This is a genomic window from Mesorhizobium sp. WSM4871, assembly GCF_055811295.1.
This window is the reverse complement of the sequence record NZ_JBVVPU010000013.1, coordinates 59,453-80,016: the sequence shown is the minus strand read 5'-3', so window position 1 is coordinate 80,016 and position 20,564 is coordinate 59,453. Positions and strand designations below refer to the sequence as shown.

General features: G+C 63.5%; 22 protein-coding genes. 10 read left to right on the top strand and 12 right to left on the bottom strand.

Annotation, left to right across the window (positions count from 1 at the left end; all coding sequences use genetic code 11):
- Window positions 1-13 precede the first annotated feature (13 nt).
- Window positions 14-961, top strand: a complete 948-nt coding sequence (locus AC0L2H_RS24980; RefSeq protein ID WP_473592762.1) for an aldo/keto reductase — start codon at window positions 14-16, stop codon at window positions 959-961.
- Window positions 962-1,087: 126 nt separating this feature from the next.
- Window positions 1,088-1,711: a LysE family translocator gene (locus AC0L2H_RS24975; protein ID WP_473592761.1), complete on the top strand. Its 624-nt coding sequence runs from the start codon at window positions 1,088-1,090 to the stop codon at window positions 1,709-1,711.
- Window positions 1,712-1,742: 31 nt separating this feature from the next.
- Here AC0L2H_RS24975 and AC0L2H_RS24970 read toward each other — a convergent pair whose 3' ends face one another.
- Both AC0L2H_RS24970 and AC0L2H_RS24965 read right to left on the bottom strand, forming a co-directional pair.
- Window positions 1,743-2,543: a lysophospholipid acyltransferase family protein gene (locus AC0L2H_RS24970; protein WP_473592760.1), complete on the bottom strand. Its 801-nt coding sequence runs from the start codon at window positions 2,541-2,543 to the stop codon at window positions 1,743-1,745.
- Between the two features lie 122 nt (window positions 2,544-2,665).
- Window positions 2,666-3,571 carry a LysR family transcriptional regulator gene (locus AC0L2H_RS24965; protein WP_473592759.1) on the bottom strand — a complete coding sequence of 302 codons (906 nt, stop codon included), beginning with the start codon at window positions 3,569-3,571 and terminating at the stop codon, window positions 2,666-2,668.
- A gap of 113 nt (window positions 3,572-3,684) precedes the next feature.
- On the opposite strand from AC0L2H_RS24965, the gene AC0L2H_RS24960 reads away from it, so the two are divergent.
- Window positions 3,685-4,317 (top strand): pyridoxamine 5'-phosphate oxidase family protein, encoded by a 633-nt coding sequence (locus AC0L2H_RS24960; RefSeq protein WP_473592758.1) that lies wholly within the window; start codon window positions 3,685-3,687, stop codon window positions 4,315-4,317.
- Between the two features lie 27 nt (window positions 4,318-4,344).
- Here AC0L2H_RS24960 and AC0L2H_RS24955 read toward each other — a convergent pair whose 3' ends face one another.
- From AC0L2H_RS24955 to ftsE, 3 genes are all read right to left on the bottom strand, one after another.
- Window positions 4,345-5,028 (bottom strand): YdcF family protein, encoded by a 684-nt coding sequence (locus tag AC0L2H_RS24955; RefSeq protein WP_473592756.1) that lies wholly within the window; start codon window positions 5,026-5,028, stop codon window positions 4,345-4,347.
- A gap of 153 nt (window positions 5,029-5,181) precedes the next feature.
- The gene (locus AC0L2H_RS24950) at window positions 5,182-6,171 is read right to left on the bottom strand and encodes a cell division protein FtsX (RefSeq protein WP_473592754.1); all 990 of its coding nucleotides are present in this window, start codon (window positions 6,169-6,171) and stop codon (window positions 5,182-5,184) included.
- Window positions 6,164-6,823, bottom strand: a complete 660-nt coding sequence (gene ftsE, locus AC0L2H_RS24945; RefSeq protein WP_006328438.1) for a cell division ATP-binding protein FtsE — start codon at window positions 6,821-6,823, stop codon at window positions 6,164-6,166. The genes AC0L2H_RS24950 and ftsE overlap by 8 nt, the downstream gene beginning before the upstream one ends.
- A gap of 190 nt (window positions 6,824-7,013) precedes the next feature.
- On the opposite strand from ftsE, the gene AC0L2H_RS24940 reads away from it, so the two are divergent.
- The 3 genes from AC0L2H_RS24940 to AC0L2H_RS24930 are packed head-to-tail and all read left to right on the top strand — an operon-like array spanning window position 7,014 to window position 8,641.
- On the top strand, window positions 7,014-7,658 hold the full coding sequence (locus AC0L2H_RS24940; protein WP_473592752.1) for a hypothetical protein: 645 nt from the start codon (window positions 7,014-7,016) through the stop codon (window positions 7,656-7,658).
- Between the two features lie 11 nt (window positions 7,659-7,669).
- Window positions 7,670-8,212 carry a hypoxanthine phosphoribosyltransferase gene (hpt, locus tag AC0L2H_RS24935; RefSeq protein WP_473592751.1) on the top strand — a complete coding sequence of 181 codons (543 nt, stop codon included), beginning with the start codon at window positions 7,670-7,672 and terminating at the stop codon, window positions 8,210-8,212.
- Window positions 8,213-8,269: 57 nt separating this feature from the next.
- Window positions 8,270-8,641, top strand: coding sequence for a response regulator (locus AC0L2H_RS24930; RefSeq protein ID WP_473592749.1), 372 nt, complete (start codon window positions 8,270-8,272; stop codon window positions 8,639-8,641).
- Window positions 8,642-8,647: 6 nt separating this feature from the next.
- On the opposite strand, the gene AC0L2H_RS24925 is transcribed toward AC0L2H_RS24930, so the two are convergent.
- Window positions 8,648-9,598 carry a DMT family transporter gene (locus AC0L2H_RS24925; protein WP_473592747.1) on the bottom strand — a complete coding sequence of 317 codons (951 nt, stop codon included), beginning with the start codon at window positions 9,596-9,598 and terminating at the stop codon, window positions 8,648-8,650.
- Between the two features lie 229 nt (window positions 9,599-9,827).
- On the opposite strand from AC0L2H_RS24925, the gene AC0L2H_RS24920 reads away from it, so the two are divergent.
- Window positions 9,828-10,685: a LysR family transcriptional regulator gene (locus tag AC0L2H_RS24920; protein ID WP_473592745.1), complete on the top strand. Its 858-nt coding sequence runs from the start codon at window positions 9,828-9,830 to the stop codon at window positions 10,683-10,685.
- A 9-nt stretch (window positions 10,686-10,694) separates the two neighbouring features.
- On the opposite strand, the gene AC0L2H_RS24915 is transcribed toward AC0L2H_RS24920, so the two are convergent.
- From AC0L2H_RS24915 to AC0L2H_RS24905, 3 genes are all read right to left on the bottom strand, one after another.
- A complete protein-coding gene (locus tag AC0L2H_RS24915) occupies window positions 10,695-11,063 on the bottom strand; it encodes a glyoxalase superfamily protein (RefSeq protein ID WP_473592744.1) in 369 nt (122 codons plus the stop codon).
- Window positions 11,064-11,107: 44 nt separating this feature from the next.
- Complete coding sequence (locus AC0L2H_RS24910) at window positions 11,108-13,744, bottom strand: TIGR02302 family protein (protein WP_473592743.1); 2,637 nt, start codon at window positions 13,742-13,744, stop codon at window positions 11,108-11,110.
- Window positions 13,745-13,858: 114 nt separating this feature from the next.
- Window positions 13,859-14,794 carry a threonine/serine dehydratase gene (locus AC0L2H_RS24905; protein WP_473592742.1) on the bottom strand — a complete coding sequence of 312 codons (936 nt, stop codon included), beginning with the start codon at window positions 14,792-14,794 and terminating at the stop codon, window positions 13,859-13,861.
- A gap of 56 nt (window positions 14,795-14,850) precedes the next feature.
- On the opposite strand from AC0L2H_RS24905, the gene AC0L2H_RS24900 reads away from it, so the two are divergent.
- Window positions 14,851-15,153: an ArsR/SmtB family transcription factor gene (locus tag AC0L2H_RS24900; RefSeq protein WP_473592741.1), complete on the top strand. Its 303-nt coding sequence runs from the start codon at window positions 14,851-14,853 to the stop codon at window positions 15,151-15,153.
- Window positions 15,154-15,173: 20 nt separating this feature from the next.
- Here the strand turns inward: AC0L2H_RS24900 and lysA are convergent, their stop codons facing one another.
- The 3 genes from lysA to argH all read right to left on the bottom strand — a co-directional run bounded on the left by lysA (window position 15,174) and on the right by argH (window position 18,249).
- Window positions 15,174-16,442 carry a diaminopimelate decarboxylase gene (gene lysA, locus AC0L2H_RS24895; RefSeq protein WP_473592740.1) on the bottom strand — a complete coding sequence of 423 codons (1,269 nt, stop codon included), beginning with the start codon at window positions 16,440-16,442 and terminating at the stop codon, window positions 15,174-15,176.
- A 130-nt stretch (window positions 16,443-16,572) separates the two neighbouring features.
- The gene (locus tag AC0L2H_RS24890; RefSeq protein ID WP_473592739.1) at window positions 16,573-16,779 is read right to left on the bottom strand and encodes a lipoprotein; all 207 of its coding nucleotides are present in this window, start codon (window positions 16,777-16,779) and stop codon (window positions 16,573-16,575) included.
- A gap of 69 nt (window positions 16,780-16,848) precedes the next feature.
- Window positions 16,849-18,249, bottom strand: coding sequence for an argininosuccinate lyase (gene argH, locus AC0L2H_RS24885; protein ID WP_473592738.1), 1,401 nt, complete (start codon window positions 18,247-18,249; stop codon window positions 16,849-16,851).
- Between the two features lie 36 nt (window positions 18,250-18,285).
- Here argH and tlpA point away from each other — a divergent pair, with 36 nt between their 5' ends.
- Both tlpA and ugpB read left to right on the top strand, forming a co-directional pair.
- On the top strand, window positions 18,286-18,972 hold the full coding sequence (tlpA, locus tag AC0L2H_RS24880; RefSeq protein ID WP_473592737.1) for a thiol:disulfide interchange protein TlpA: 687 nt from the start codon (window positions 18,286-18,288) through the stop codon (window positions 18,970-18,972).
- Window positions 18,973-19,194: 222 nt separating this feature from the next.
- Window positions 19,195-20,505, top strand: coding sequence for a sn-glycerol-3-phosphate ABC transporter substrate-binding protein UgpB (ugpB, locus tag AC0L2H_RS24875; protein ID WP_473592736.1), 1,311 nt, complete (start codon window positions 19,195-19,197; stop codon window positions 20,503-20,505).
- Window positions 20,506-20,564 lie beyond the last annotated feature (59 nt).

Here is a 20,564-nt window from a genome sequence, read left to right as displayed (position 1 = left end):
ATGGAGATCAGCCTTGCAGAAACGTCGTCTCGGTCAAACCGACCTGTCCATCGCGCCGCTGGTTCTGGGCGGCAACGTCTTCGGCTGGACCGCCGACGAGAAAACCTCCTTCGACCTGCTCGACCGGTTCGTCGACGCCGGCCTCAACGCCATCGACACCGCCGATTCCTATTCGCGCTGGATTGCCGGCAACAAGGGCGGCGAATCGGAAACCATCATCGGCAAATGGATGAAGAGCCGCGGCAATCGCGACAAGGTCGTGGTGATCACCAAGGTCGGGTCGGATATGGGGCAGGGCAGGAAGGACCTTTCCGCCGCTTATATCGAGAAAGCCATAGACGCGTCGCTGAAGCGGCTGCAGACCGATGTTGTCGATCTGTATCTGTCGCACTGGCCGGATCCGGCCACGCCTTACGAGGAAACGCTCGGCGCCTACCAGAAGCTCCTGGCCAAGGGCAAGATCCGCTACGCTGGCGCGTCGAACCTCGATGCCGGGCAGTTGCGTGCCGCGCTCGACGTTGCGAGCCTGCGGGGCCTGCCGCGTTACGAGGTCTTGCAGCCGGAATACAATCTCTACGACCGCTCGTCCTTCGACGGCGCGCTGCACGATCTGTGCGTGGCCGAGAATATCGGTGTGATCACCTATTTCAGCCTCGCCAAGGGGTTTTTGAGCGGCAAGTACCGCAGCGAGGCCGATCTCGGCAAAAGCGCGCGCGGCGATGGCGTCAAGGATTATCTCAATGCGCGCGGCATGCGCATCCTGGCCGCCCTCGATGCGGTATCGGCCCGGCATTCGGCCAAACAGGCGGAAGTGGCGCTCGCCTGGGTGATAGCGCGACCCGGCGTGACCGCCCCGATCGCCAGCGCCACGACGCTCGATCAGATCGACAGCCTGGTACGCGCGGCATCGTTGAAGCTCGGACCGGACGACATGGCCGAACTCGACAAAGCGAGCGCGTAGCCCAAATCTCAAGCTGCTTGTCCTCCCTGGACATTCCAGCACTAAATTTAGGCATCCCGGCTGGGATGCACGATCGTTCAAGACATCCGGCGCGGCCCTGCCATACCGTCCCTTCATCGTCGCAAGATGCGGGGACGGCAGGTGGCCGAGCAGACCCTCTCCAATCCGGAACTATGGCAGCACTTGCTCGCGCTTGTCCTGGCATCGACGGTCGTCATGGGCAGTCCGGGGCCGGCGACGATAAGCGTCACCGCTGTCGCGGCCGCCTTCGGCCTGCGCCAATCGCTCCGCTACACCTGGGGCGTCATCGTTGGCACCATTGCGGTGCTTTTGGTGGTGACGACGGGCGTCATGGCAGTGCTCGCCTCTGTACCGAAACTGACGCCGCTGCTGACCGCGGCGTCAGCGGCCTACATCCTCTACCTTGCCTTCAAGATCGCAACGGCCCCGCCCGTGGCGGCGCGCGCCGTCGGGGCCGCGCTTCCCACCTTCCTGGGCGGGTTCCTGCTGGCCATCGCCAACCCAAAAGCCTATGTGGCGATTGCCGCCGTGTTCGCCGGTACGTCCGACCTCGACACGCGGCTCAAACTGGTGGTCGTGGCCGTGATGATCGTCGCTATCCACGTCCTGTGGCTTCTCGCCGGGGCAGCGTTTGCGCGCTTCCTGCGCAGGCCGCGCGCCTCGCGGATCATCAATTTGATCTTCGCGGCGACGCTGGTCTTAACCACGGCGCTGGCTGCGTTTTCTTGAGGTCAATCCATTTCGGCCGAAAAAATCTGAATCAGGCTTTCTGTTTCGCGGCCGCGCCCAGTTCAGCCAGCCGCTTCACCGCCGTTGGCGGCATGGGTGGCGGGTTTGGCGAGCGTGAGGCTTCGACGAGCAGCTGGTCGCAAGCGGCTTCCGTCTCGCTGATCAGCCGTTCCATGAATGCCTCCTTGTCCAGTCCGGGCGGGATCGGTGGCAGGAAGCGGGCCTTGATCGTGCCGGGATAGCGCATGAATTTCCGGCGTGGCCAATAGAGGCCTGCAACATGAGCGACCGGCACCACTGGCACGCCAAGCTGCGCGTAGAGCTCGACGATGCCGTATTTGTAAGCCGGCTCGTCGCCCGGCGCCCGGCGCGTGCCCTCGGGATAGATGATCAGCTGGCGCGGGTTGCGCGCCATCTCCTGCCTGGTGGCGGCGACCACCGCTTTGAGCGCTTTCGAGCGGCTGCCGCGGTCGACCGGGATCATCCGCATCTTCATGATGTACCAGCCAAAGAAGGGGATCCAGGTCAATTCGCGCTTGAGGATATAGAGGGGGTCCTTGAGGAAGGGGAAGAAGGCGATCGCGTCCCAGAAGGACTGGTGCTTGGGCGCCAGGATGAAGGAGCCTTCGGGCAGGTTTTCCAGCCCGGTAATGTCGTTTCCGGTGCCGGCGATCTTGTCGTAGAGCCACATCGAGGTGCGCGACCAGAATTTCGGCACGAACCAGGCGCGGTGGCGAGGCGACAGAAAATAGTAGGGCGTCCAGAGGATCATCTGGACGATCAAATTGACGTAGAAGACGAGGTTGAACGCCAGCGAGCGGATATAGAGCATGTGGGAAGTGCCCGGTGAGGAAGTGTGCGTTGGTTACACCAAGCGCGGGCAAAAAGGAAACGGCACGATGGCGCGGATCGGTCCGGCCGGCAATGAGCTGCAGTTCAGCTTCTTCTCCCAGTCTACCACGTCGCCTGCGCCAGGCGCTCCCTGAGGCGTGGGGCGGCGAAATCGAGGAAGGCGCGCAGCTTCACCGGCAGCAGGCCCTGGCCGGCATGCACGAGGTTCACCGGCCATGGCTGCGGCTCGAACGCCTCCAGCACCGGGCAGAGCGTGCCCGAGCGCACCGCGGCGGCGATCTGGTAGGAAAGCACCCTTGTAACCCCGACACCGGCAATCGCGGCATCGATCGCCGCTTCCGCGGTGTTGACCCGAAGCCTGGAGCGGATCGTGACGGCGCGTTCGGTCTTGCCTGTGGCGAAAGTCCATGTGGCGGGAGAGGTCAGCCCCTCGAAGGCGATGCAACTGTGCGCGGCAAGGTCGCTCGGGGTCTTCGGCGTGCCGTGTTCGGCGAGATAGGTCGGGCTCGCGCAGACGACGCGACGGATCGAGCCGACGCGGATGGCGACCAGGCTCGAATCGGGAAGCTGGCCGATGCGGATGGCGAGATCGATATGCTCCTCGATCAACTGGGTTATCCGGTCCGCAAGCGTCAGGCGGATGTCCACGTCGGGGTAGGCTGCGAGGAAGCCGGTGACGACCGGCAACACGTGCAGGCGGCCAAGGACGATCGGCGCGGTGACGATCAATTCGCCGGTCGGTGTGCTGTATTCGCCGGCAGCGGCACGCTCGGCCTCGCCGACCTCACCCAGAATGCGGCGGCAGGCGGCGAGATAGGCTTGGCCGGCATCGGTCAGCGTTAGCCGCCGCGTCGAGCGATTCAGGAGACGCGTCTCCAGATGCCGCTCCAGATCGGAGACTTTGCGGCTGACCGTTGCGAGCGGAATGCCGAAATGGCGCCCCGCGGCCGAAAGGCTGCCGGCTTCCGCGGCGGCGACGAAAAGCGACATGGCTTCGAAACGATCCATAGGTTCTTCCGGAAAATGGAAGGATAGATTGCAAATATGCCATCTGCATCCGAAAGATGGAAGGTTCTATTTAGAGCGGATTATGGTTCGAGGCTCTGCCTGAAGGAGGCTTCATGAACGCCCATGCTTTCACCAGCGACGTCGCCTTTACACCGACCGTCAAGGCGATCCAGGCTCGCAAAGGCTCTCGCGAGGCCTATGCCCGGGTCGAGGAGCGCGGCGGCTGGCAGGCCAGTATCACGCCCGATCTCGCCGCCTTCATCGAGGCGCAGACCAGCGTCTTCCTCTCGACGGCCAATGGCGAGGGCCAGCCTTATATCCAGCATCGCGGCGGGCCGGCCGGCTTCCTCAAGGTGCTCGACGAGCGGACGATCGGTTTCGCGGATTTCGCCGGCAACAGGCAATTCATCACCCAGGGCAATCTGGCCGATAATCCGCGCGCCTTCCTGTTCCTGATCGACTATGCGCACCGGCAGCGCATCAAGCTCTGGGGCAGAGCGCGCGTGGTCGAGGATGATGCGGAACTGATGGCGAAGCTGATGCCGGAAGGCTACAAGGCTAGGCCCGAGCAGATCATCCTGTTCACGGTCTCGGCCTGGGATGCCAATTGCCCGCAGCACATCCCGCAACGGTTCGAAGCGGCCGACGTGGCCGCGGCGCTGGCCGAGCGGGACAAGCGTATCGACTTGCTCGAACAGGAGATCGCGCGCCTGCGCGGCATTCCAAGCACTGCGGGCAAAGAATAATGCTGTCGCTCCGGGTCCAAGGGCGGCTTAATTCGGTGCGGCAGCCTCGGCCAGCGCGATGCCGTCAGGCGTCGGCTTCACCGGCACGATGCCGCGCGCCAGCGCCAGCAGGTACTTGTTGTATTCAGTGAACAGCACGCGCAATGCCCGGGGCTTGGTCAGCCAGCCGCCATTGTCGAGATTGGTGTTGACCACCGGGTAGGGCTCAAGCTTGGCGCCATGCAAGAGCCTGCCCATCTCCAGCAGGCTGCGCGGCATGTGATAGTTGTTGGTGACGAGGATCACGGTGCCGTAGGCGTGGTCTTCCACCCATTTGGCGCTTTCCTCGGCATTGCCGATCGTGTCGAGCGCGGCGCGGTCGATGTCGACGCAGCAGGAAAACAGCTTCTTGTCACCGCCGGTCGCGGCCTGAAGCTGGCGGCGGCTGGCGGATGGATGCACGCCGCTGATCAGCAGCCGTTCGCCCTTGCCGGACGCAAGCAGGTTCATCGCCGCGTCAAGGCGCGACTGGCCCCCGGTCAAAACGATGATAGCATCGGCCTTGACCGGATTGGCAGGCGTCGTCAGGTGACTGACGGTATTGGCAAAGAAGGCAAAGCCGCCGACAAAAACCGCTATGAGCGCGATCAGGGTATAAGCGCAGACACGGATGACGGAACTTAGCCGGCCAAGTTTGCCAAAGCCACGCGACGGCATGACCAGAACTGGCATGCGTCCAGCCGTATCGATCGAGTCCCTCGCGTCCATCATCTCATGGTTAACCCCGAATTGCGGCCTTTGATAGGTCGAAGTCGCACTTTGCGTTACGGCAGGTTTCCATCCGTGATCGGTACTTTTGCGCATGTCGTCGTTGGGCAGCATGCATTAGCCGCCGTCCGGCTGGCGAACATCGATGTCGCTGAGATAGGCAACGACGGTGACATGGGAGGTTGCCGCCGTCAGCGCGCCGACGACCAGCACCATGAGGGCGACGCCGAAATAGCCTGCCGAACCGATAGCGAAATTGCCGAACAGGGCAGTCGCCTGGTCGGCCTGCGGCGTCGCCATGTTGCGCGACGACCACCATGAGAAGACGATGAAGACGAGGATTGCCGCCGCACCGCCGGCGGCCGCGCCCTTCATGCCGGTGACCAGGAAATGCTGGCGGAATTCGCGAGCGATGAAGCGCGCCTCGGCGCCGACGAAATGCAGCACCTCGATGATATGGCCATTGCCGGCCATGGCGCCGCGCGTGGCGAATACCACGGTGAGCACGGTTGCCGACAGCATCAGCGCCAGCACGGCGATGCCGATGGTCACCGTGGTGCGGGCCATGGCCACCAGACGGTCGACCCAGGTGCGATGGTCGTCGAGGGACGCACTCGGCAGCTTCGGCGTGATCGCCGCGCGCATGGCGGCGAAGTCGGGCGGGTTGTTCTCGTCGATGGTGACGATGATCAGACGCGGCACCGGCAGTTCGTCGATGTTGAGACCCGAACCCAGCCACGGCTCCAAAAGCCGTGCCGTAGCGTCGCGGTCGATGATCCTTGTGGCCTTGACGCCCGGGAATTCACCGGCGATCCCGGAGGCCTGGGCAAGGGCTGCCTCCATGTCGAGACCGTCGACTGGCTTGATCTGGATCGTCGCCTCGCGCGAGATCTGGTTCTCCCAGACCGAGGCGGTGTCGCGCACCAGCGTCACCGCGCCGAAGGTCAGGCAGGTGAGGAACGTCATGATGGCGATGACCAGCAGCAGCGCCCGGCCGGCGATGTTCTGCGCCGGCACGATCGGCGCCATCTTGCGCTGGGCGCGGGGTTTTATCCCGGCCTCTTCGATGCCCTGATCCCTAAGATGTTCGGCGGGAAGGTCAGTCATAGATATCCAGCCTCCCGCCGGCCAGGATCATGCGCCGTGCGTCGACCTGTTCCATCAGGCCGAGGTCGTGCGTGGCGATCACCACCGCGGTGCCCAGCCGGTTGAGTTCGATGAACAGCCTGAGCAGACGCCGAGCCAATGGCGGATCGACATTGCCGGTCGGCTCGTCCGCCAGCAGGATCTCGGGCTGCTCGATCAGCGCCCTGGCGATGGCGGCGCGCTGCTTCTCGCCACCCGACAGCACCGGCGGCAGCACATGCATGCGTTCGCCAAGGCCGACCCATTTCAGCAATTCGGTGACGTCGGTGCGGTAGCTCATCTCCTCGCGCCCGCGCACGCGCAACGGCAAGGCGACATTCTCGTAGGTCGTCATGTGGTCGAGCAGTCGAAAATCCTGGAACACTACGCCGATGCGACGCCGCAGATGCGGCAGTTCGGCGCGCGAGATCCGCGAACGGTCCTTGCCGAAAATGGTGATCAGCCCGCGTGTCGGCTTGAGCGACATGAACAAAAGCCGCAGCAGCGTCGTCTTGCCGGCGCCCGAAGGCCCGCTCAGGAACTGGAAGGAACGCTCCGGTATGTGCAGGGAAATGTCGCGGAGGATTTCCGGACCCATGCCATAGCGGAGGCCGACATTTTCGAAGCGGATCACGTTCGACGACCTGAAACTTGCGGTGGCGAAACGCCAGCCTTTTCCTGGAAAAGACCATCGGCCGGCATGGTTAACCCTTGGTTAATTTTCGATGTTTTTCGGTTCGTCACAGCGGTTCCGGTGGGGAAGCGTTAACCATTTCCATTTACGCAAAAGAAACGAAGAGCAAACAAGTGGTGCAGTGTTGGCCATGATGGCTGAGGATCGAACCGCGCGCCCGGTTTCCGGCGAAATCATGACGGATACGGCCGTCGTGCCGGAACGCGTCATGCGTGGCCCAGCCGCCGACATTGTCGAAGCCGACTACGAAGTGGTATCCCGCGCTGCCGCCGATATCGATCCGTCGCCGCCGCCTTCGCGCGTGATCGACACGCCATCGATCGAAGGCATGGACATGCTTCGCAAGGCGGAAGCCGCCGCGGAGCGGCCGCTGGCATCGCGCGGCGGGCCGATCTTCTGGATTGCCGGCCTCAGCGCCGCCTTTGCGGCCTTCTGGGTCTCGGGTGGCCACACGCTGGTGCGCCATGCGCCTTTCTGGGCTGTTGAACAGCCGGCCGGCGTCGCGCTCAGCATTTCCGGCGTCACTTCCCGCGTCGATGCCTCCGGTCCCGATCCGGTGTTGCTTGTCAACGCCGAGGCGACCAATGACGGGGCCAAGGCTGCGCAATTGCCGCCGCTGGAAATCCGGGTCATCGGCAATGACGGCCGCATCACCCGCTACACGTTGGGGGCATCCAATCGGCCGCTGGCGCCTGGCGAAAGATTTGGCTTTTCCAGCAGACTCGATGTGCCTAGAAATGGCGTTAAGGCGGTCTCGGTGACGTTCGCCAGCTAGGAAAGCAAAGAATGCCAATCGTGCGCGGCAAGGACATCGAAGTCCTGTTTTCGGCATCGGCGATCGCCCGCCGCAATCTCGAACTGGCCAAGGAGATCGCCGGGCACGATTACCAGGATCTTCTGGTGATCTCGGTGCTGAAGGGCTCGTTCATCTTCGCCGCCGATCTCATTCGCGCCATGCACGATGTCGGCCTGTCGCCCGAGGTGGAATTCATCTTCATCTCCAGCTACGGCGCGGGTACCAGCAGCGGCGAGGTGAAGGTGCTGCGCGATATCGACAATGAGGTCGCCGGCCGCGACGTGCTGTTGATCGACGACATTCTCGAATCCGGCAAGACGTTGTCCTTCACCCGCGACCTGATGCTGTCGCGCGGCGCCAGAAGCTGCGCCATCGCCGTGTTGCTCGACAAGCGCATGCGCCGCCAGACCGCGCTCAACGCCGACTATGTCGGCTTCGACTGCCCCGACTATTTCGTCGTCGGCTACGGCATGGATGTCGCCCACGCCTTTCGTGAGCTGCCGTTCGTCGGCGTCGTCAAAGGCGACGCCTAGATTGATGCCGTTCTTGGTTCAGGAAAAGTCAACTTTTCCTCGCCAAGTATTCGCGCCATGGCAAAGCTCCTGATTGTCGAGGACGATGAGTCCGTTCGCACCCTCGCGGCCCGCGCGCTCGAACGCGCCGGGCATGTGATCGACATCGCCGCCGATGGCGCGCAAGGGCTTGCCCTGATCCGCGCCGCATCTGGCGGCTACGACCTCGTGCTGTCCGATATCCGCATGCCGGAGATGGATGGCATCGAGATGGCCAAGGCGTCGGCCGCTCTCTTCCCGGCGATGAAGATCATGCTGATGACCGGCTATGCCGACCAGCGCGAGCGCGCCGAGGAACTGAACGGCATCATTCGCGACGTCGTCCAGAAACCGTTCACGCTGGCCGAAATCCGCGCGCGTGTCGAACAGGCGCTTGCCTGTTTCGCCTGATCGGGTTCATGCGGGATCGCAGGTCGCCGCAATTGCCGGTTCGCCGGTCAGACGCCGGCTGGCATTAAGCGCGAACAGACCGGCGCCGATGATGAGGGCCGCGCCGATGACGGTGGTCGCTCGCGGCACCTCGGCAAAGAACAGGAAACCCCACAGCGGCGTCCAGATGATGCCGGTGTATTCGAAGGTGGCGACGCGGTTGGCGGGCGCCAGCCGGTAGGCCTGCGACAACAGGATCATCCCGGCCGAGGCGACGAAGCCGCAGGCGCCCATCTTGAGGAAATCGGCCATTGTCGGCCAGATCCATGGCCTGACCAGGAATTCGAGGCTGGGGTGGACCGCATGGGTTATGCCGGCCATCCAAAACAACCCGGCGACCACCGCAGCGCCCACCAGATAGGCGCCGTTCTGGTAGAACGCCATGACGGTGGAGGATTCGGTGTCGCCGATCTTGCGGGCCATCAGTTGCGAAAAACCGTAAAGCGCCGCCGAGGCCAGCGACAGCAGCGCCGCCCAGTCGAACAGCCCGGCGCCCGGGCGCAACATCACCAGCACGCCAAGCAGGCCGACCAGGACAGTGGCCAGCGTCCGCCAGGAGACATGTTCGCCAAGGTAGGGTCCGGCCAGGGCCATGATGAACAGCGGCGCCATGAAGTAAAGCGCCACCGCGTCGGCCAGTGGCAGGGCGGCGATCGCCAGATAGTAGACCGTGTAGGACGAGAACTGGATGAAGGCGCGCATCGTCAGCATGCCAAACCGCTTCGAAAGTATTGCCTGCAATCCGACATCGGCGTGGACGAGAAAGATCAGGATCGGCAGGGCGACGATCGAGCGAATGGCCATCACCTCGGTCACCGGATAGGTGCTCGATACGGCCTTGACCAATGGATCCTGGAGCGAGAACACCAGCACGCCGAGGCAAAGGCTTGCCATGCCGAGGACGATCCGGTTCTGCATGCGATTTCACAGGCTCCTTGCGCGCGGCCTCGAAGACCGGGCCTACTTTGGGGTAAAAAGAACCCGCCACCGTTTCGGGCAGCGGGTATGAGTGAGGACTCTTCAGATTGGTCCGCGGCCGATTTCGCGGCCGCATATCCAATGGGTGGATGAAGTATCTTCTCGCGTTTGACATGTTGCAAACGAATTGGAATGATGCCTGCAATCAGATTTTCTTATGGCGGATAGCATGCGGCCAACCCTCGACAGTGACCTGTTGCGCACCTTCGTCGCGGTTGCCGACACCGGCAATTTCACCAAGGCAGCCGAGCAGGCCGGCCGCACCCAGTCGGCGGTCTCGATGCAGATGAAGAAGCTGGAAAGCCTGGTCGGCGACAGCCTGTTCGAGCGCGGCTCGCGCGGCGTGGCGCTGACGCGGCGCGGCGGTGAGCTTATCGGCAACGCCCGGCGCATCGTGTCGCTGCTCGAGGAGACCGCGGCGTCGATGGCCGCGGCGCCGCTTGGCGGACCGGTGCGCATCGGCATCCCGGAAGAATATGGTCACGCCATCCTGTCGCGCGCGCTCGGCGCCTTCGCCAAGCGCCATCCTCAGGTCGAAGTTACCGTGCGCTATGCACATTCCGGTGCCCAGATAGCGGCGCTCGCCACCGGCGAGCTCGATCTGGCGGTGGTGTTCGAATGGCAGGATCTTTCCGGCGGCGAGGTGCTGATGCAGGATCCGACCGTGTGGGTAACGTCGGAACTGCATCACATGCATGAGGAGCGCCCGGTGCCGATCGCGCTCTACAACCACGCCGGCTGGTGCAAGGATTTCGCCATCAAGTCACTGGAGCAGCGCGGTCTCGCCTATCGCGTCGCCTATACCAGCGATACCAATGGCGGCCTCAAGCTCGCCGTCACCTCCGGGCTGGCGATCGCGCCGATCTCGCGCAGCAACATACCGGCCGGTTGCCGGGAACTCGCCGCCGCCGACGGGTTCTGCGACATCGACGCCTCGAATGTCGTGCTGCGCCGCAACCCGAACGCTTCCGGCGAGGCCATAGACGGCATGCAAGAGGCGATCCGCGAGGCGTTCACCAACCGGTAGAGCAAGTTGCTACCGGATGCCCTCATAGAAGGTCAGCCGGTTGCCGAATGGGTCGCCGACAGTGATTTCCCTCGTCTTCCACGGCGTCTCTTCAAGCCCCGGCCTGGCGAAACGGTAATTCCTGGTCGTCAATTCGCGGTGCAGCCCCGCAATGTCGGTCACCTCGATCCGCACGTGGACGCCTGGCGCGCCGTCGCCGTGATGTTCGCTCAGATGCAGCACGCAGCCGTCACGCGAAATCCCCATATAGAGGGGAGCGTTGTCGTCGAAGCGGTGCTCGAACTGCACCTCAAAGCCGAGAAAGCCGACATAAAATTCATGCGCCTTGGCGATGTCGAAGATGCGCAGGATCGGGGTGACGGCGCCGAGTTTCACCATAGTGGTCTCAGTGGTTCATGCTTAAGGCGATGGGGTGAGGGGAGTTATTTCAGCTCCAGCAGCCGCTCCAGATAGCTGCGTTCGATATCCGGGCTGAGCGCATTGCCGAGCCGCTTGCGGATCGCTTCGAGAATCTGGCGGGCGCGTTGGACGTCGATCTCGTCCGGCACCTTCACCGATTCGCCGAAATCGGGACCTTGGGTGGCGCGCGGCCGGCCGAGCGGGTCGCGGTCGGCATTCTGCTGGCGGCCGCCTTCTCCGTTGCCGCCCTGGTCGCCCTGCATGGCCTGCAATTGCTTCATCATGTCCTTGGCGCCCTTGCGCAACGCCTCCAGCGCGCGGCCCTGATGACCGACAGCCTGATCGCCGTCGCCTTCGCCAAGCGACTGTTCGGCATTGCCCATGGATTTGCCGGCATCGCCAAATCCCTCACTGGGCTCGAGCCCCATGCCTTCCAGCCCTTTCTTCAGCTGATCGAGGTCGCCTTGCAGCTTGCCCTGACCCTCCTGCAACTGCTTCAGCGCATCGGCGAATTCCTGCGGCGTCATCGGCTTCGGCCGGCCAAGCGGATCGCGATCATCGCCCGGGCCGGGCTTGCCCTGTTCGCCCATCGGACCCTGCTCGCCATTCTCACCGAGCTGCTCGTCGCGATTCTGGCCGCGCTGGCGCTCGCCACGCTGCATCTGGTCCATGCGGAACGTGTCGTTCATCATCTCCTGCTGGCGCCGCATGATCTCGCCGAGCTTGTCCATCTGCTGGCGCATCTCGCTGTCCTGCTCGCCACCGCCCGGTTGCTGGCGCCCGGCCTGCAGATTGTTCATCATGTCCTGCAGTTGCGAGAGCAGTTGCTGCGCGTTGTCGCGATCGCCTGATTTCGCCAGATTCTCGATCTGGTCCATCATGCGTTCGATGTCGCTCTGGCGCAGTTCCTGGCCGTTCTGCTGCATCTGAGGCGCATTCGGATTCTGCTGCGCGCGCGCCGCGAATTCCTGCAGGAACTGGTTCATCGCCTCGCGCAGTTCCTTCATCGCCTTGTCGATTTCTTCGTCGCTGGCACCGTTCTTGATGGCATCCTGCAGCGCCTGCTGGGCCTGGCGCAGCCGCCTCTCGGCCGCCGACAGATTGCCCTCCTCGATGCCGAGCGCGATCTCCCAGAGATAAGACACTTCGTCGCGCAACTTGTCGTCGCTGTCGGCCATCTTCAGGCGGCTGCGCGCGCTCATGATGGCGAGGTAGTGAGCCATGTTGTCGAACGTGTCTTCGGGCCGAAGCGTGATCGCGTCCATCAGGTCGAGCACCCGGCTCTTGGCATTGGCGTCGAGCGCCAGCATCCGGCGCTGCTCGATCACGGCGCGCGCCAGCGGATTGGAGAATGGCCGCTCCGGCATCACCAGCGTCTTGGTTTCGCTGGTTGCCGTATGTCCGGCATCGTCAGTGGCGACAAGCGTCAGCTTGATCTTGCCGCCGGCCCAGACATGTTCGGTCAGGTCCTTCGTGGCCTTGGCGGCATTGCCGCCGCGGCGCGGCAAGGCCAATGGCATTTCGGGCGGGCCATAGAGCGGACGCGCATTCGGCGCCTGCGGGTCGGCCAAGGCGAAGCTCGCCTTGGCCGAGGCCGCGCCATAGTCGTCATCGATCTGGTAGTTGAGTTCGAAAGCGCCATTGGCGGCGCGCTTGGGCTCGCCGACGAAGCGGATCTGCGGCGGCTTGTCGGGGATCACCGCGAAGGCCCAGCGGCCAAGTTCGTCGTCAGCCGATTTCAGCGTCAGCGTGCCGTTGGCCGTAAGCTTGCCGGTGAACTGGCGCACGGTGGAGGGCGCCACGGGGGAAGGAGGCGCCGGGTTTGCCGGCGGCTTGGCTGCCGCGGCCTGCGGGTCGATGGCGCGGGCATTGCCGCTGGCGTCGGCATAGCTCAGCGTTTCCTCGCCCGACCCGCCGGTGACGCGCAGCGACACGTCGCTGCCTTCCGGCACGGTGAAGGCGGGCGCCGCCTGATTGACGTTGGTGGCGTTGGCGGCCGTGGAGACAGGGGCCGTAAGGAAGATCGGCGGCCTGCCGGTATAGGCAGGCGGCGTCACCCAGGCGTCGACGCGCGGCGGTACCACGTCGCGCGCCGCATTGGCGCTGAATCCGTCCGTCATGCGACCGCCGGACGGCCCGAAGGAAAAGGCAAAAGCGGTAACGAGCAGAAGCGCCGCCACGGCGCGCAGTCCCCACGGGTCGCGCTCGGGTACGCGCGTGCGTGGCAGGTCGGCGCCGAGCTGGTCGAGCTTTTCGGCCATGCGTTTCTGGTGCTCGCGCCACAACGCCTGCGAAAAGCCGCTTTCCTTGCCGCTCGGACGGTCGGTCTGCACCAGCACCGGGCTGTGCAGCAGTTCATTGGCCGCCTCGATACGCCGGTCGACTTCGGCGCTGGACGGCATCCGGAAGAAACGCAAGGGGTAGAGTGCGCCAAGGGCTGCGATGGCGAATGCCGCGACGACGCCGATGCGCGCCATGTCGGGCAGGAGAGGGAAGAGGCCGAGCCACGAGACGCTGAGGAACAGGCTGGCGATGATGATCAGCGGCAGCAGCAACGGCCAGCCGCACTCGACCGTCATGGAAACCCGCGTCGCCAGCCGGCTCAGGGCAAGGCGCCCGGCCAGGCTGCGATCGCTGGTGAAGGTGGGTCGTTGCGTCATCGGCCCTTCCTGGTCGGGCGGGATAGCCCGAACCTCACGGGTAGAAGAATAGCAACAAACACGGCGAAGGCGAGGCGGTTCCCAAAAACGTGAAGGGGATTGCAGCCATTATCGTCAGAATTTCGCCGGATTCGTGTTCGCGCCGCAGACCAGAACGGCAATACGCTCGCCCTCAGACGGCACGTAGCGGCCCGACAGGAGGGCCGCGAAGGCCGCCGCGCCGCCGGGCTCGGAGATGATTCGCACCCGGTCCCAAAGTGCCGCCTGCGCTGCAATGATGTCGTCGTCGCTGACCAGTATGGAACGTTCGACGAAGGCCTCGGCGATCGGAAACATCTTTTCGCCGACGCGCTTGGGCGCCAGCGAATCCGCGGCGATGCCTTCGGCCGGCGCGTCGACCGGCCGCCCGGCCTCGAAGGCGCGGTAGAGCGTCGGCGCGCCTTCCGGCTCGACGGCGATGATCCTGATGCGGCCGGCGAACCAGGCGGCGATGCCGCCGATCAGCCCGCCGCCGCCGACAGCGACCAGAAGCGTGTCGAGCTTGGGCAGCTCGGCTTCGATCTCGAGGCCGAGCGTGCCTTGCCCGACCAATGTCTCCTCCTGGTTGAAGGCGTGGATCTGCAATGCGCCGGTCTTTTCGGCGAAGCTCTCGCTGGCGGCCAATGCCTCGGCGTAGCGGGCGCCACCGACAATCAGATCGGCGCCATAGCCGCGGATACGGTCGAGCTTGGCCGGCGGGCTCACCTCGGGAACGAAGATGGTCGCCTTGTGGCCAAGCCGCATGGCGGCATAGGCGACGGCGGCGCCATGATTGCCGCCCGATGCCGCGACGACGCCAGCCTTCGGCACGGCCCGCTCGAGAAGATTGGTGAACGCGCCGCGCGCCTTGAACGAGCCGGAATGCTGCAGGCATTCGAGCTTCAGGTCGACGCCGAGAGCCGGGCGGTCGAAATCGGCCATGTCGACGCGCAGCACCGGCGTGCGGCGCACGAAGGGCCGGATGCGCGTTTCCGCGGCGGCAATGCGTTCGCGCGTGATCGTATTTGGCATGGCTTGTTCTCGCCTCCCGGGATTGACATTACTTAGTAACTTAGCAAAATGACTAAATGCAAGAGGTCGATGTCTTCAAAGCGATCGCCAACGAGCGCAGGCTGCATATCCTCGACTGGCTGAAGGATCCGCGCGCCCATTTCCCACGCCAAGCCGATGGCGATCTGGTCGAGGACGGTGTCTGCGCGCTGCTGATCGCCGAAAAACTCGGCATTACTCAGGCGACACTCAGCGAGCACATGCGGGTGCTCACGCAGGCAGGCCTGCTGCAAGCCAAGCGGATCAAGCAGTGGACGTTCTATCGCCGCGACGAAGACGGGATCGCCAAGACAAGGGCGCTTGTTCTGCACCGATTGTAGACTGCTCTGGAATTCCGGGGCTATTTCAACCAGTCGGGCAGCGAATCCAGCCCGATCAGCTCGTCATAGGTCTGGCGCGGACGCACGACGTGGAAGCGATCGCCGTCGACCAGCACCTCGGGCACCAGAAGCCGGCTGTTGTAGGTGCCGGCCTGCACCGCGCCATAGGCGCCGGCGGTGGCGATGGCGATGAGGTCGCCGGACTTGAGCCGGGGCAAGTCGCGGTCCAGACCGAGATAGTCGCCGGTCTCGCAGACCGGGCCGACGACGTCGACTGTCATGCGCGGCGCCGTTGCCGGCTGCTGCACCACCGGCCTTATGTCGTGAAAAGCGTCGTAGAGTGTCGGACGGACCAGATCGTTCATCGCGGCATCGACGACGAGGAAGTTCTTGGCGTCGCCTTCCTTCACGAAGATCACTTCCGATACGAGAATGCCGGCATTGCCTGATATCAGCCGGCCGGGCTCGAACATAACCTTCAGTCCAAGCTTGGTGACGTGCTTCCCGACGATCTCGGCATAGGCGTCCGGGAGCGGCGGCGGGCTGTTGTCGACGCGGTAGGGAATGCCGAGGCCGCCGCCGAGATCGATATGCTCGATGGCGTGCCCGTCGGCGCGCAGCGTGCCGACCAGTTCGACCAGCAGCGCGAAAGCGTCGTCGAAGGGCTGCAGCTCGGTAATCTGGCTGCCGATATGGGTGTCGATGCCGGTGATCTTGATGCCCGGCAGCTCGGCCGCGCGGGCGTAGACCTGGCGCGCCTTTTGCCAGGGAATGCCGAACTTGTTCTCGGCCTTGCCGGTGGAGATCTTCTTGTGCGTCCTGGCATCGACATCCGGATTGATGCGCAGCGAGACCGGCGCGACCTTGCCGAGTGCGGTGGCCCGGACCGACAGCAGCTCGAGTTCCGGTTCGGATTCGACGTTGAAGCAGAGGATGCCGGCCGAGAGCGCGAAATCCATTTCTCGCGCTGTCTTGCCGACGCCCGAAAACAGTATCTTGTTGGCCGGAATGCCGGCGGCGAGCGCCCGGCGCAATTCGCCTTCCGAGACCACATCGGCGCCGGCGCCAAGCCTGGCCAGCGTTTTCAGCACCGCCTGGTTGGAGTTCGCCTTCATGGCATAGCAGACCAGCGCGTCGAGGCCGGTAAAGGCGTCGGTGAAGACGCGAAAATGCCTGGTCAGCGTCGCCGTCGAATAGCAGTAGAAAGGCGTGCCGACGCTGGCCGCGATATCTGAAATCGCGACGTCCTCGGCATGCAGCACGCCGTCGCGGTAGTCGAAATGGTTCACGAGAATGGTTCCGGAAGTTGGAGCACGCTGCGATCGGCTGATCTCATCGGCTCTAGATCTTGTTTTTTCGCGTGATCCTGTCCGAAAGTCTGGAACTTTTTGCTTCGCTGACCTTCGGTTCGGGATCACGCTAGAGCAGCGGGTCGAGAATGAACTTCTTGTCCTCGACCGGTTTTTCCGGCTCCGGCGGGAGCGGCTGCTTGGCCTTTTCGGCGTCCTTGCGGGCCTGCACGGCAGCCTCGTAAGGCGTGTCGAGACCGGCTTTCCTGCCGCAGGCCGTAACGGTCGCGATCACCGCCAGCAGCGTCAACGTTACCAAAATCCTGCTTCCGGTCATCGATCCATCCGTCCGAAACTTTTGCGTGCCGCCGCTTTTAGCCGAGTTTTCGGCGCATTGCACCCTGGCTCAGGCCTTGGCGAGCCGCTTTTTCCAATAGCGTATCTGCTTCCTCACTTCCGACGGTGCGGTGCCGCCGAAGCTCACGCGGCTCTTCACCGAATTCTGCACGGCAAGCACCGAAAAGATATCAGCCGTGATGTCAGGATGAACGCATTGCAGATCCTGGAGGGAAAGCCTGTCGAGCCCAACCTTTTTCTCCTCGGCCAGTGCTACAGCGCGGCCGGTGACGTGATGCGCCTCACGGAACGGCAGGCCGAGCGTGCGCACCAGCCAGTCGGCAAGATCGGTGGCCGTCGAATAGCCGGCGCCGGCCGCCTTTTTCATCGCTGCGGCGTTGACCGTCATGTCGCGCACCATGCCGGTCATCGCCGCCAGCATCAGGTCGAGCGTCTCGGCGGCGTCGAATACGGATTCCTTGTCCTCCTGCATGTCCTTGCCATAGGTCAGCGGCATGCCCTTCATGACGGTCAGCAGGCCGACCAGATGGCCGGTGACGCGGCCGGTCTTACCGCGCACCAGTTCGGCGGCGTCGGGGTTCTTCTTCTGCGGCATGATCGAGGAGCCGGTGGAAAATGAGTCCGACAGCCTGACGAAGCCGAATTGCGGCGTCGACCAGATGATGATCTCTTCGGCCAGCCGCGACAGATGCGTGGCGCAGATCGCCGCGACGCCCAAGAATTCCAGTGCGAAATCGCGGTCCGAAACGCTGTCCAGAGAATTGCGCATCGGCTCGCGGAAGCCGAGATCCTTCGCCGTCTTGTGCCGGTCGATGGGAAAGCTGGTGCCGGCGAGGGCTGCGGCGCCGAGCGGGCTTTCGTCCATCCGCTCGATGGCATCGCGAACACGTGACAAATCGCGCGAGAACATCTCGACATAGGCCATGCAGTGATGGCCGAAGGTCACCGGTTGCGCCGCCTGCATGTGGGTGAAGCCCGGCATCACCGTTGCCGCATGCTCCTCGGCCCGCTCCAGAAAGGCCGCGATCAGGCCTTTCAGCGCCTCGGCGACGCGCAAACACTCGTCCTTGACCCAGAGCCGCAGGTCGACCGCCACCTGGTCGTTGCGCGAGCGGGCGGTGTGCAGGCGGCCGGCGGCCGGGCCGATCAGTTCGGCAAGGCGGGCCTCGACATTCATGTGGATGTCTTCCAGCCGGGTCGAGAACTCGAACGTGCCGGCTTCGATCTCTGTCAGGATCGTGTTCAGCCCGTGAGCGATTTTTTCTTGATCGGCTGCCGAAATAATGCCCGTTTCAGCCAACATCTCGCTATGGGCGATCGAACCTCTGATGTCTTGCGCATAGAGTTTGCGGTCGAACGAGATCGACGCGTTGATCGCTTCCATGATCGCGGCCGGACCCGAGGCAAAACGTCCGCCCCACATCTGGTTGCTGGCCTTCTTGTCGCTCATCGCTATAACCCGTTGTTCCGGAGCAGTTTTTAAGACATGGCAGACGGCAATAGATTCTTCCCGGCCCCGCGCCTTATCCTCGCCGCCCTGGTGGCGGGCGTGCTGGCGGGCGCGGTCGCGGTATATGTCAGCGAGAGCGGTTCTGGCAACAACGCCCCGGCACAAGTCGCTGCCGGTGACAGCAAGGACGATGTCGCCTGCGCCGCCAAGGCCGACCGCGCCAAGAAGGTCGCCGCGGCCGCCACCGGCCAGGTGGCGGCGCTTTTGCCGGCTGACCCGCCGCAATCGCTGAAGAGTCTCGCCTTCAACGGCCCCGACGGCAAGCCGATGACGCTCGCCGACCATGCGGGAAAAACGGTGCTGCTCAATCTGTGGGCTACATGGTGCGCGCCCTGCCGCGCCGAAATGCCGGCGCTCGATGCGCTGCAAAAGGACAAAGGCAGCGACGCCTTCCAGGTTGTAGCGGTCAATGTCGATGCCGGAGACGATGCCAAGCCGAAGAAGTTCCTCAGGGATATCGGCATCGAGGCGCTCGACTACTACCGCGATTCGACGATGGCGCTGTTCAACGATCTCAAGACGCGCGGCCTGGCGCTCGGCTTGCCGGTCACCATGCTGGTTGATGGCGAAGGCTGCCTGATCGCGCATATGAACGGCCCGGCCGAATGGTCGAGCCCGGACGCCAAGCGGCTGGTCGAGACGGCGCTCAGACCGTCAGACTGAGCGCGGGCAATCGGCGTTTGTCGCAGGTCGCGGTCGCGTTTCGTTAGGGCAGTAAGCCGGCTTACCAATTCCTTTCCGCCGTCTCTCTTCGGAAGCGAGTGTTACCTCGGACGGAGATGAAGTTCATCGATCCGCAACAAAACCGTTGTCCGATTGTCACAAGCGCCACATATTGCCTCTGCGGGAGTGCCCCTTTCGCCAATGACAAACGGGAGATGAAACATGAAGTTGTTCGGCTTCGCGGCCAGTGTTGCCGCCACATTGACCTTGCTTTCCACCACATCCGCCTTTGCGGTCACGCAGATAAGCTGGTGGCATGCCATGACCGGCGCCAACGCCGAGGTCGTCGACAAGATCTCCAAGGATTTCAATGCGAGCCAGAGCGAGTATGAGCTCGTTCCGGTGTTCAAGGGCACCTATCCCGAGACGCTGAATGCCGGCATCGCCGCGTTCCGTGCCGGACAGGCGCCCGATATCCTGCAGGTGTTCGATGTCGGCACCGGCGTGATGATGGCGGCCGAGGGCGCGATCAAGCCGGTGGCCGATGTGATGACAGGTGCTGGGATGACCTTCGACAAGAGCCAGTATCTACCCGGCATCGTCGGCTATTATTCGAAGCCGGACGGCACCATGCTGTCCTTCCCTTACAACTCTTCCTCCCCGATCCTGTACTACAACAAGGACATCTTCCAAAAGGCGGGTCTCGACGTGAACAATCCGCCCAAGACCTGGAACGAGGTTTGGGATGCCGCCAAGAAGATCAAGACGAGCGGCGCGGCCCCTTGCGGCTACACCTCGACCTGGCTGACCTGGATTCATCTGGAGAATTTTGCGGCTTGGAACGATGTGCCGTGGGCCACACAGCAGAACGGCCTGGCCGGCGGTGATGTCGAGCTCAAGATAAACGCGCCGATTTTCGTCAACCATTTCCAGGCGCTGGCAGACCTCGCCAAGGATGGTACGTTCAAATATGGCGGGCGCACCTCCGAAGCCAAGCAGATATTCCTTGCCGGCGAATGCGGCATCTTCACCGAATCGTCGGGCGGCCTTGGCGACATCGTCAAGTCCGGCATGAACTATGGTATCGGCCAGCTTCCCTATGATACCGATGCCAAGGGCGCACCGCAGAACACAACCCCGGGCGGTGCCAGCCTCTGGGTGTTCGGCAACAAGTCGGACGAGGAATACAAGGGCGTCGCGGCCTTCTTCGCCTATCTGTCCAAGACAGATGTGCAGGAATATCTGCACCAGAAGTCGGGTTATCTGCCGGTGACGCTCGCTGCATACGAGGCGACCAAAAAATCAGGGTTCTATGACAAGAACCCCGGCCGCGAGACACCCATTCTGCAAATGACGGGCAAGGCGCCGACCGACAACTCGAAGGGCGTGCGCCTGCCGAATCTGCCGCAGGTGCGCGATATCCAGAACGAGGAGTTCGAAAAGATGCTGGCCGGTCAGCAAACCGCTCAGCAGGCGCTTGACAATGCTGTCACACGCGGCGACGCGGCGATCAAGGAAGCGCTCGAGAACTGACGAGGTTTATCTCGGTCAGTCGGTTGCAATAACGCCCACGCGAGCTCGCGTGGGTAACT

What these genes read in the sequence shown, in the direction of transcription:
- AC0L2H_RS24975 (WP_473592761.1), top strand. Translation starts at nt 1,088, where the DNA reads ATGCGGGGACGGCAGGTGGCCGAGCAGACCCTCTCCAATCCGGAACTA.
- AC0L2H_RS24970 (WP_473592760.1), bottom strand. Translation starts at nt 2,543, where the DNA reads ATGCTCTATATCCGCTCGCTGGCGTTCAACCTCGTCTTCTACGTCAAT.
- AC0L2H_RS24965 (WP_473592759.1), bottom strand. Translation starts at nt 3,571, where the DNA reads ATGGATCGTTTCGAAGCCATGTCGCTTTTCGTCGCCGCCGCGGAAGCC.
- AC0L2H_RS24960 (WP_473592758.1), top strand. Translation starts at nt 3,685, where the DNA reads ATGAACGCCCATGCTTTCACCAGCGACGTCGCCTTTACACCGACCGTC.
- AC0L2H_RS24955 (WP_473592756.1), bottom strand. Translation starts at nt 5,028, where the DNA reads ATGCCAGTTCTGGTCATGCCGTCGCGTGGCTTTGGCAAACTTGGCCGG.
- AC0L2H_RS24950 (WP_473592754.1), bottom strand. Translation starts at nt 6,171, where the DNA reads ATGACTGACCTTCCCGCCGAACATCTTAGGGATCAGGGCATCGAAGAG.
- AC0L2H_RS24940 (WP_473592752.1), top strand. Translation starts at nt 7,014, where the DNA reads ATGATGGCTGAGGATCGAACCGCGCGCCCGGTTTCCGGCGAAATCATG.
- hpt (WP_473592751.1), top strand. Translation starts at nt 7,670, where the DNA reads ATGCCAATCGTGCGCGGCAAGGACATCGAAGTCCTGTTTTCGGCATCG.
- AC0L2H_RS24930 (WP_473592749.1), top strand. Translation starts at nt 8,270, where the DNA reads ATGGCAAAGCTCCTGATTGTCGAGGACGATGAGTCCGTTCGCACCCTC.
- AC0L2H_RS24925 (WP_473592747.1), bottom strand. Translation starts at nt 9,598, where the DNA reads ATGCAGAACCGGATCGTCCTCGGCATGGCAAGCCTTTGCCTCGGCGTG.
- AC0L2H_RS24920 (WP_473592745.1), top strand. Translation starts at nt 9,828, where the DNA reads ATGCGGCCAACCCTCGACAGTGACCTGTTGCGCACCTTCGTCGCGGTT.
- AC0L2H_RS24915 (WP_473592744.1), bottom strand. Translation starts at nt 11,063, where the DNA reads ATGGTGAAACTCGGCGCCGTCACCCCGATCCTGCGCATCTTCGACATC.
- AC0L2H_RS24910 (WP_473592743.1), bottom strand. Translation starts at nt 13,744, where the DNA reads ATGACGCAACGACCCACCTTCACCAGCGATCGCAGCCTGGCCGGGCGC.
- AC0L2H_RS24905 (WP_473592742.1), bottom strand. Translation starts at nt 14,794, where the DNA reads ATGCCAAATACGATCACGCGCGAACGCATTGCCGCCGCGGAAACGCGC.
- AC0L2H_RS24900 (WP_473592741.1), top strand. Translation starts at nt 14,851, where the DNA reads ATGCAAGAGGTCGATGTCTTCAAAGCGATCGCCAACGAGCGCAGGCTG.
- AC0L2H_RS24890 (WP_473592739.1), bottom strand. Translation starts at nt 16,779, where the DNA reads ATGACCGGAAGCAGGATTTTGGTAACGTTGACGCTGCTGGCGGTGATC.
- argH (WP_473592738.1), bottom strand. Translation starts at nt 18,249, where the DNA reads ATGAGCGACAAGAAGGCCAGCAACCAGATGTGGGGCGGACGTTTTGCC.
- tlpA (WP_473592737.1), top strand. Translation starts at nt 18,286, where the DNA reads ATGGCAGACGGCAATAGATTCTTCCCGGCCCCGCGCCTTATCCTCGCC.
- ugpB (WP_473592736.1), top strand. Translation starts at nt 19,195, where the DNA reads ATGAAGTTGTTCGGCTTCGCGGCCAGTGTTGCCGCCACATTGACCTTG.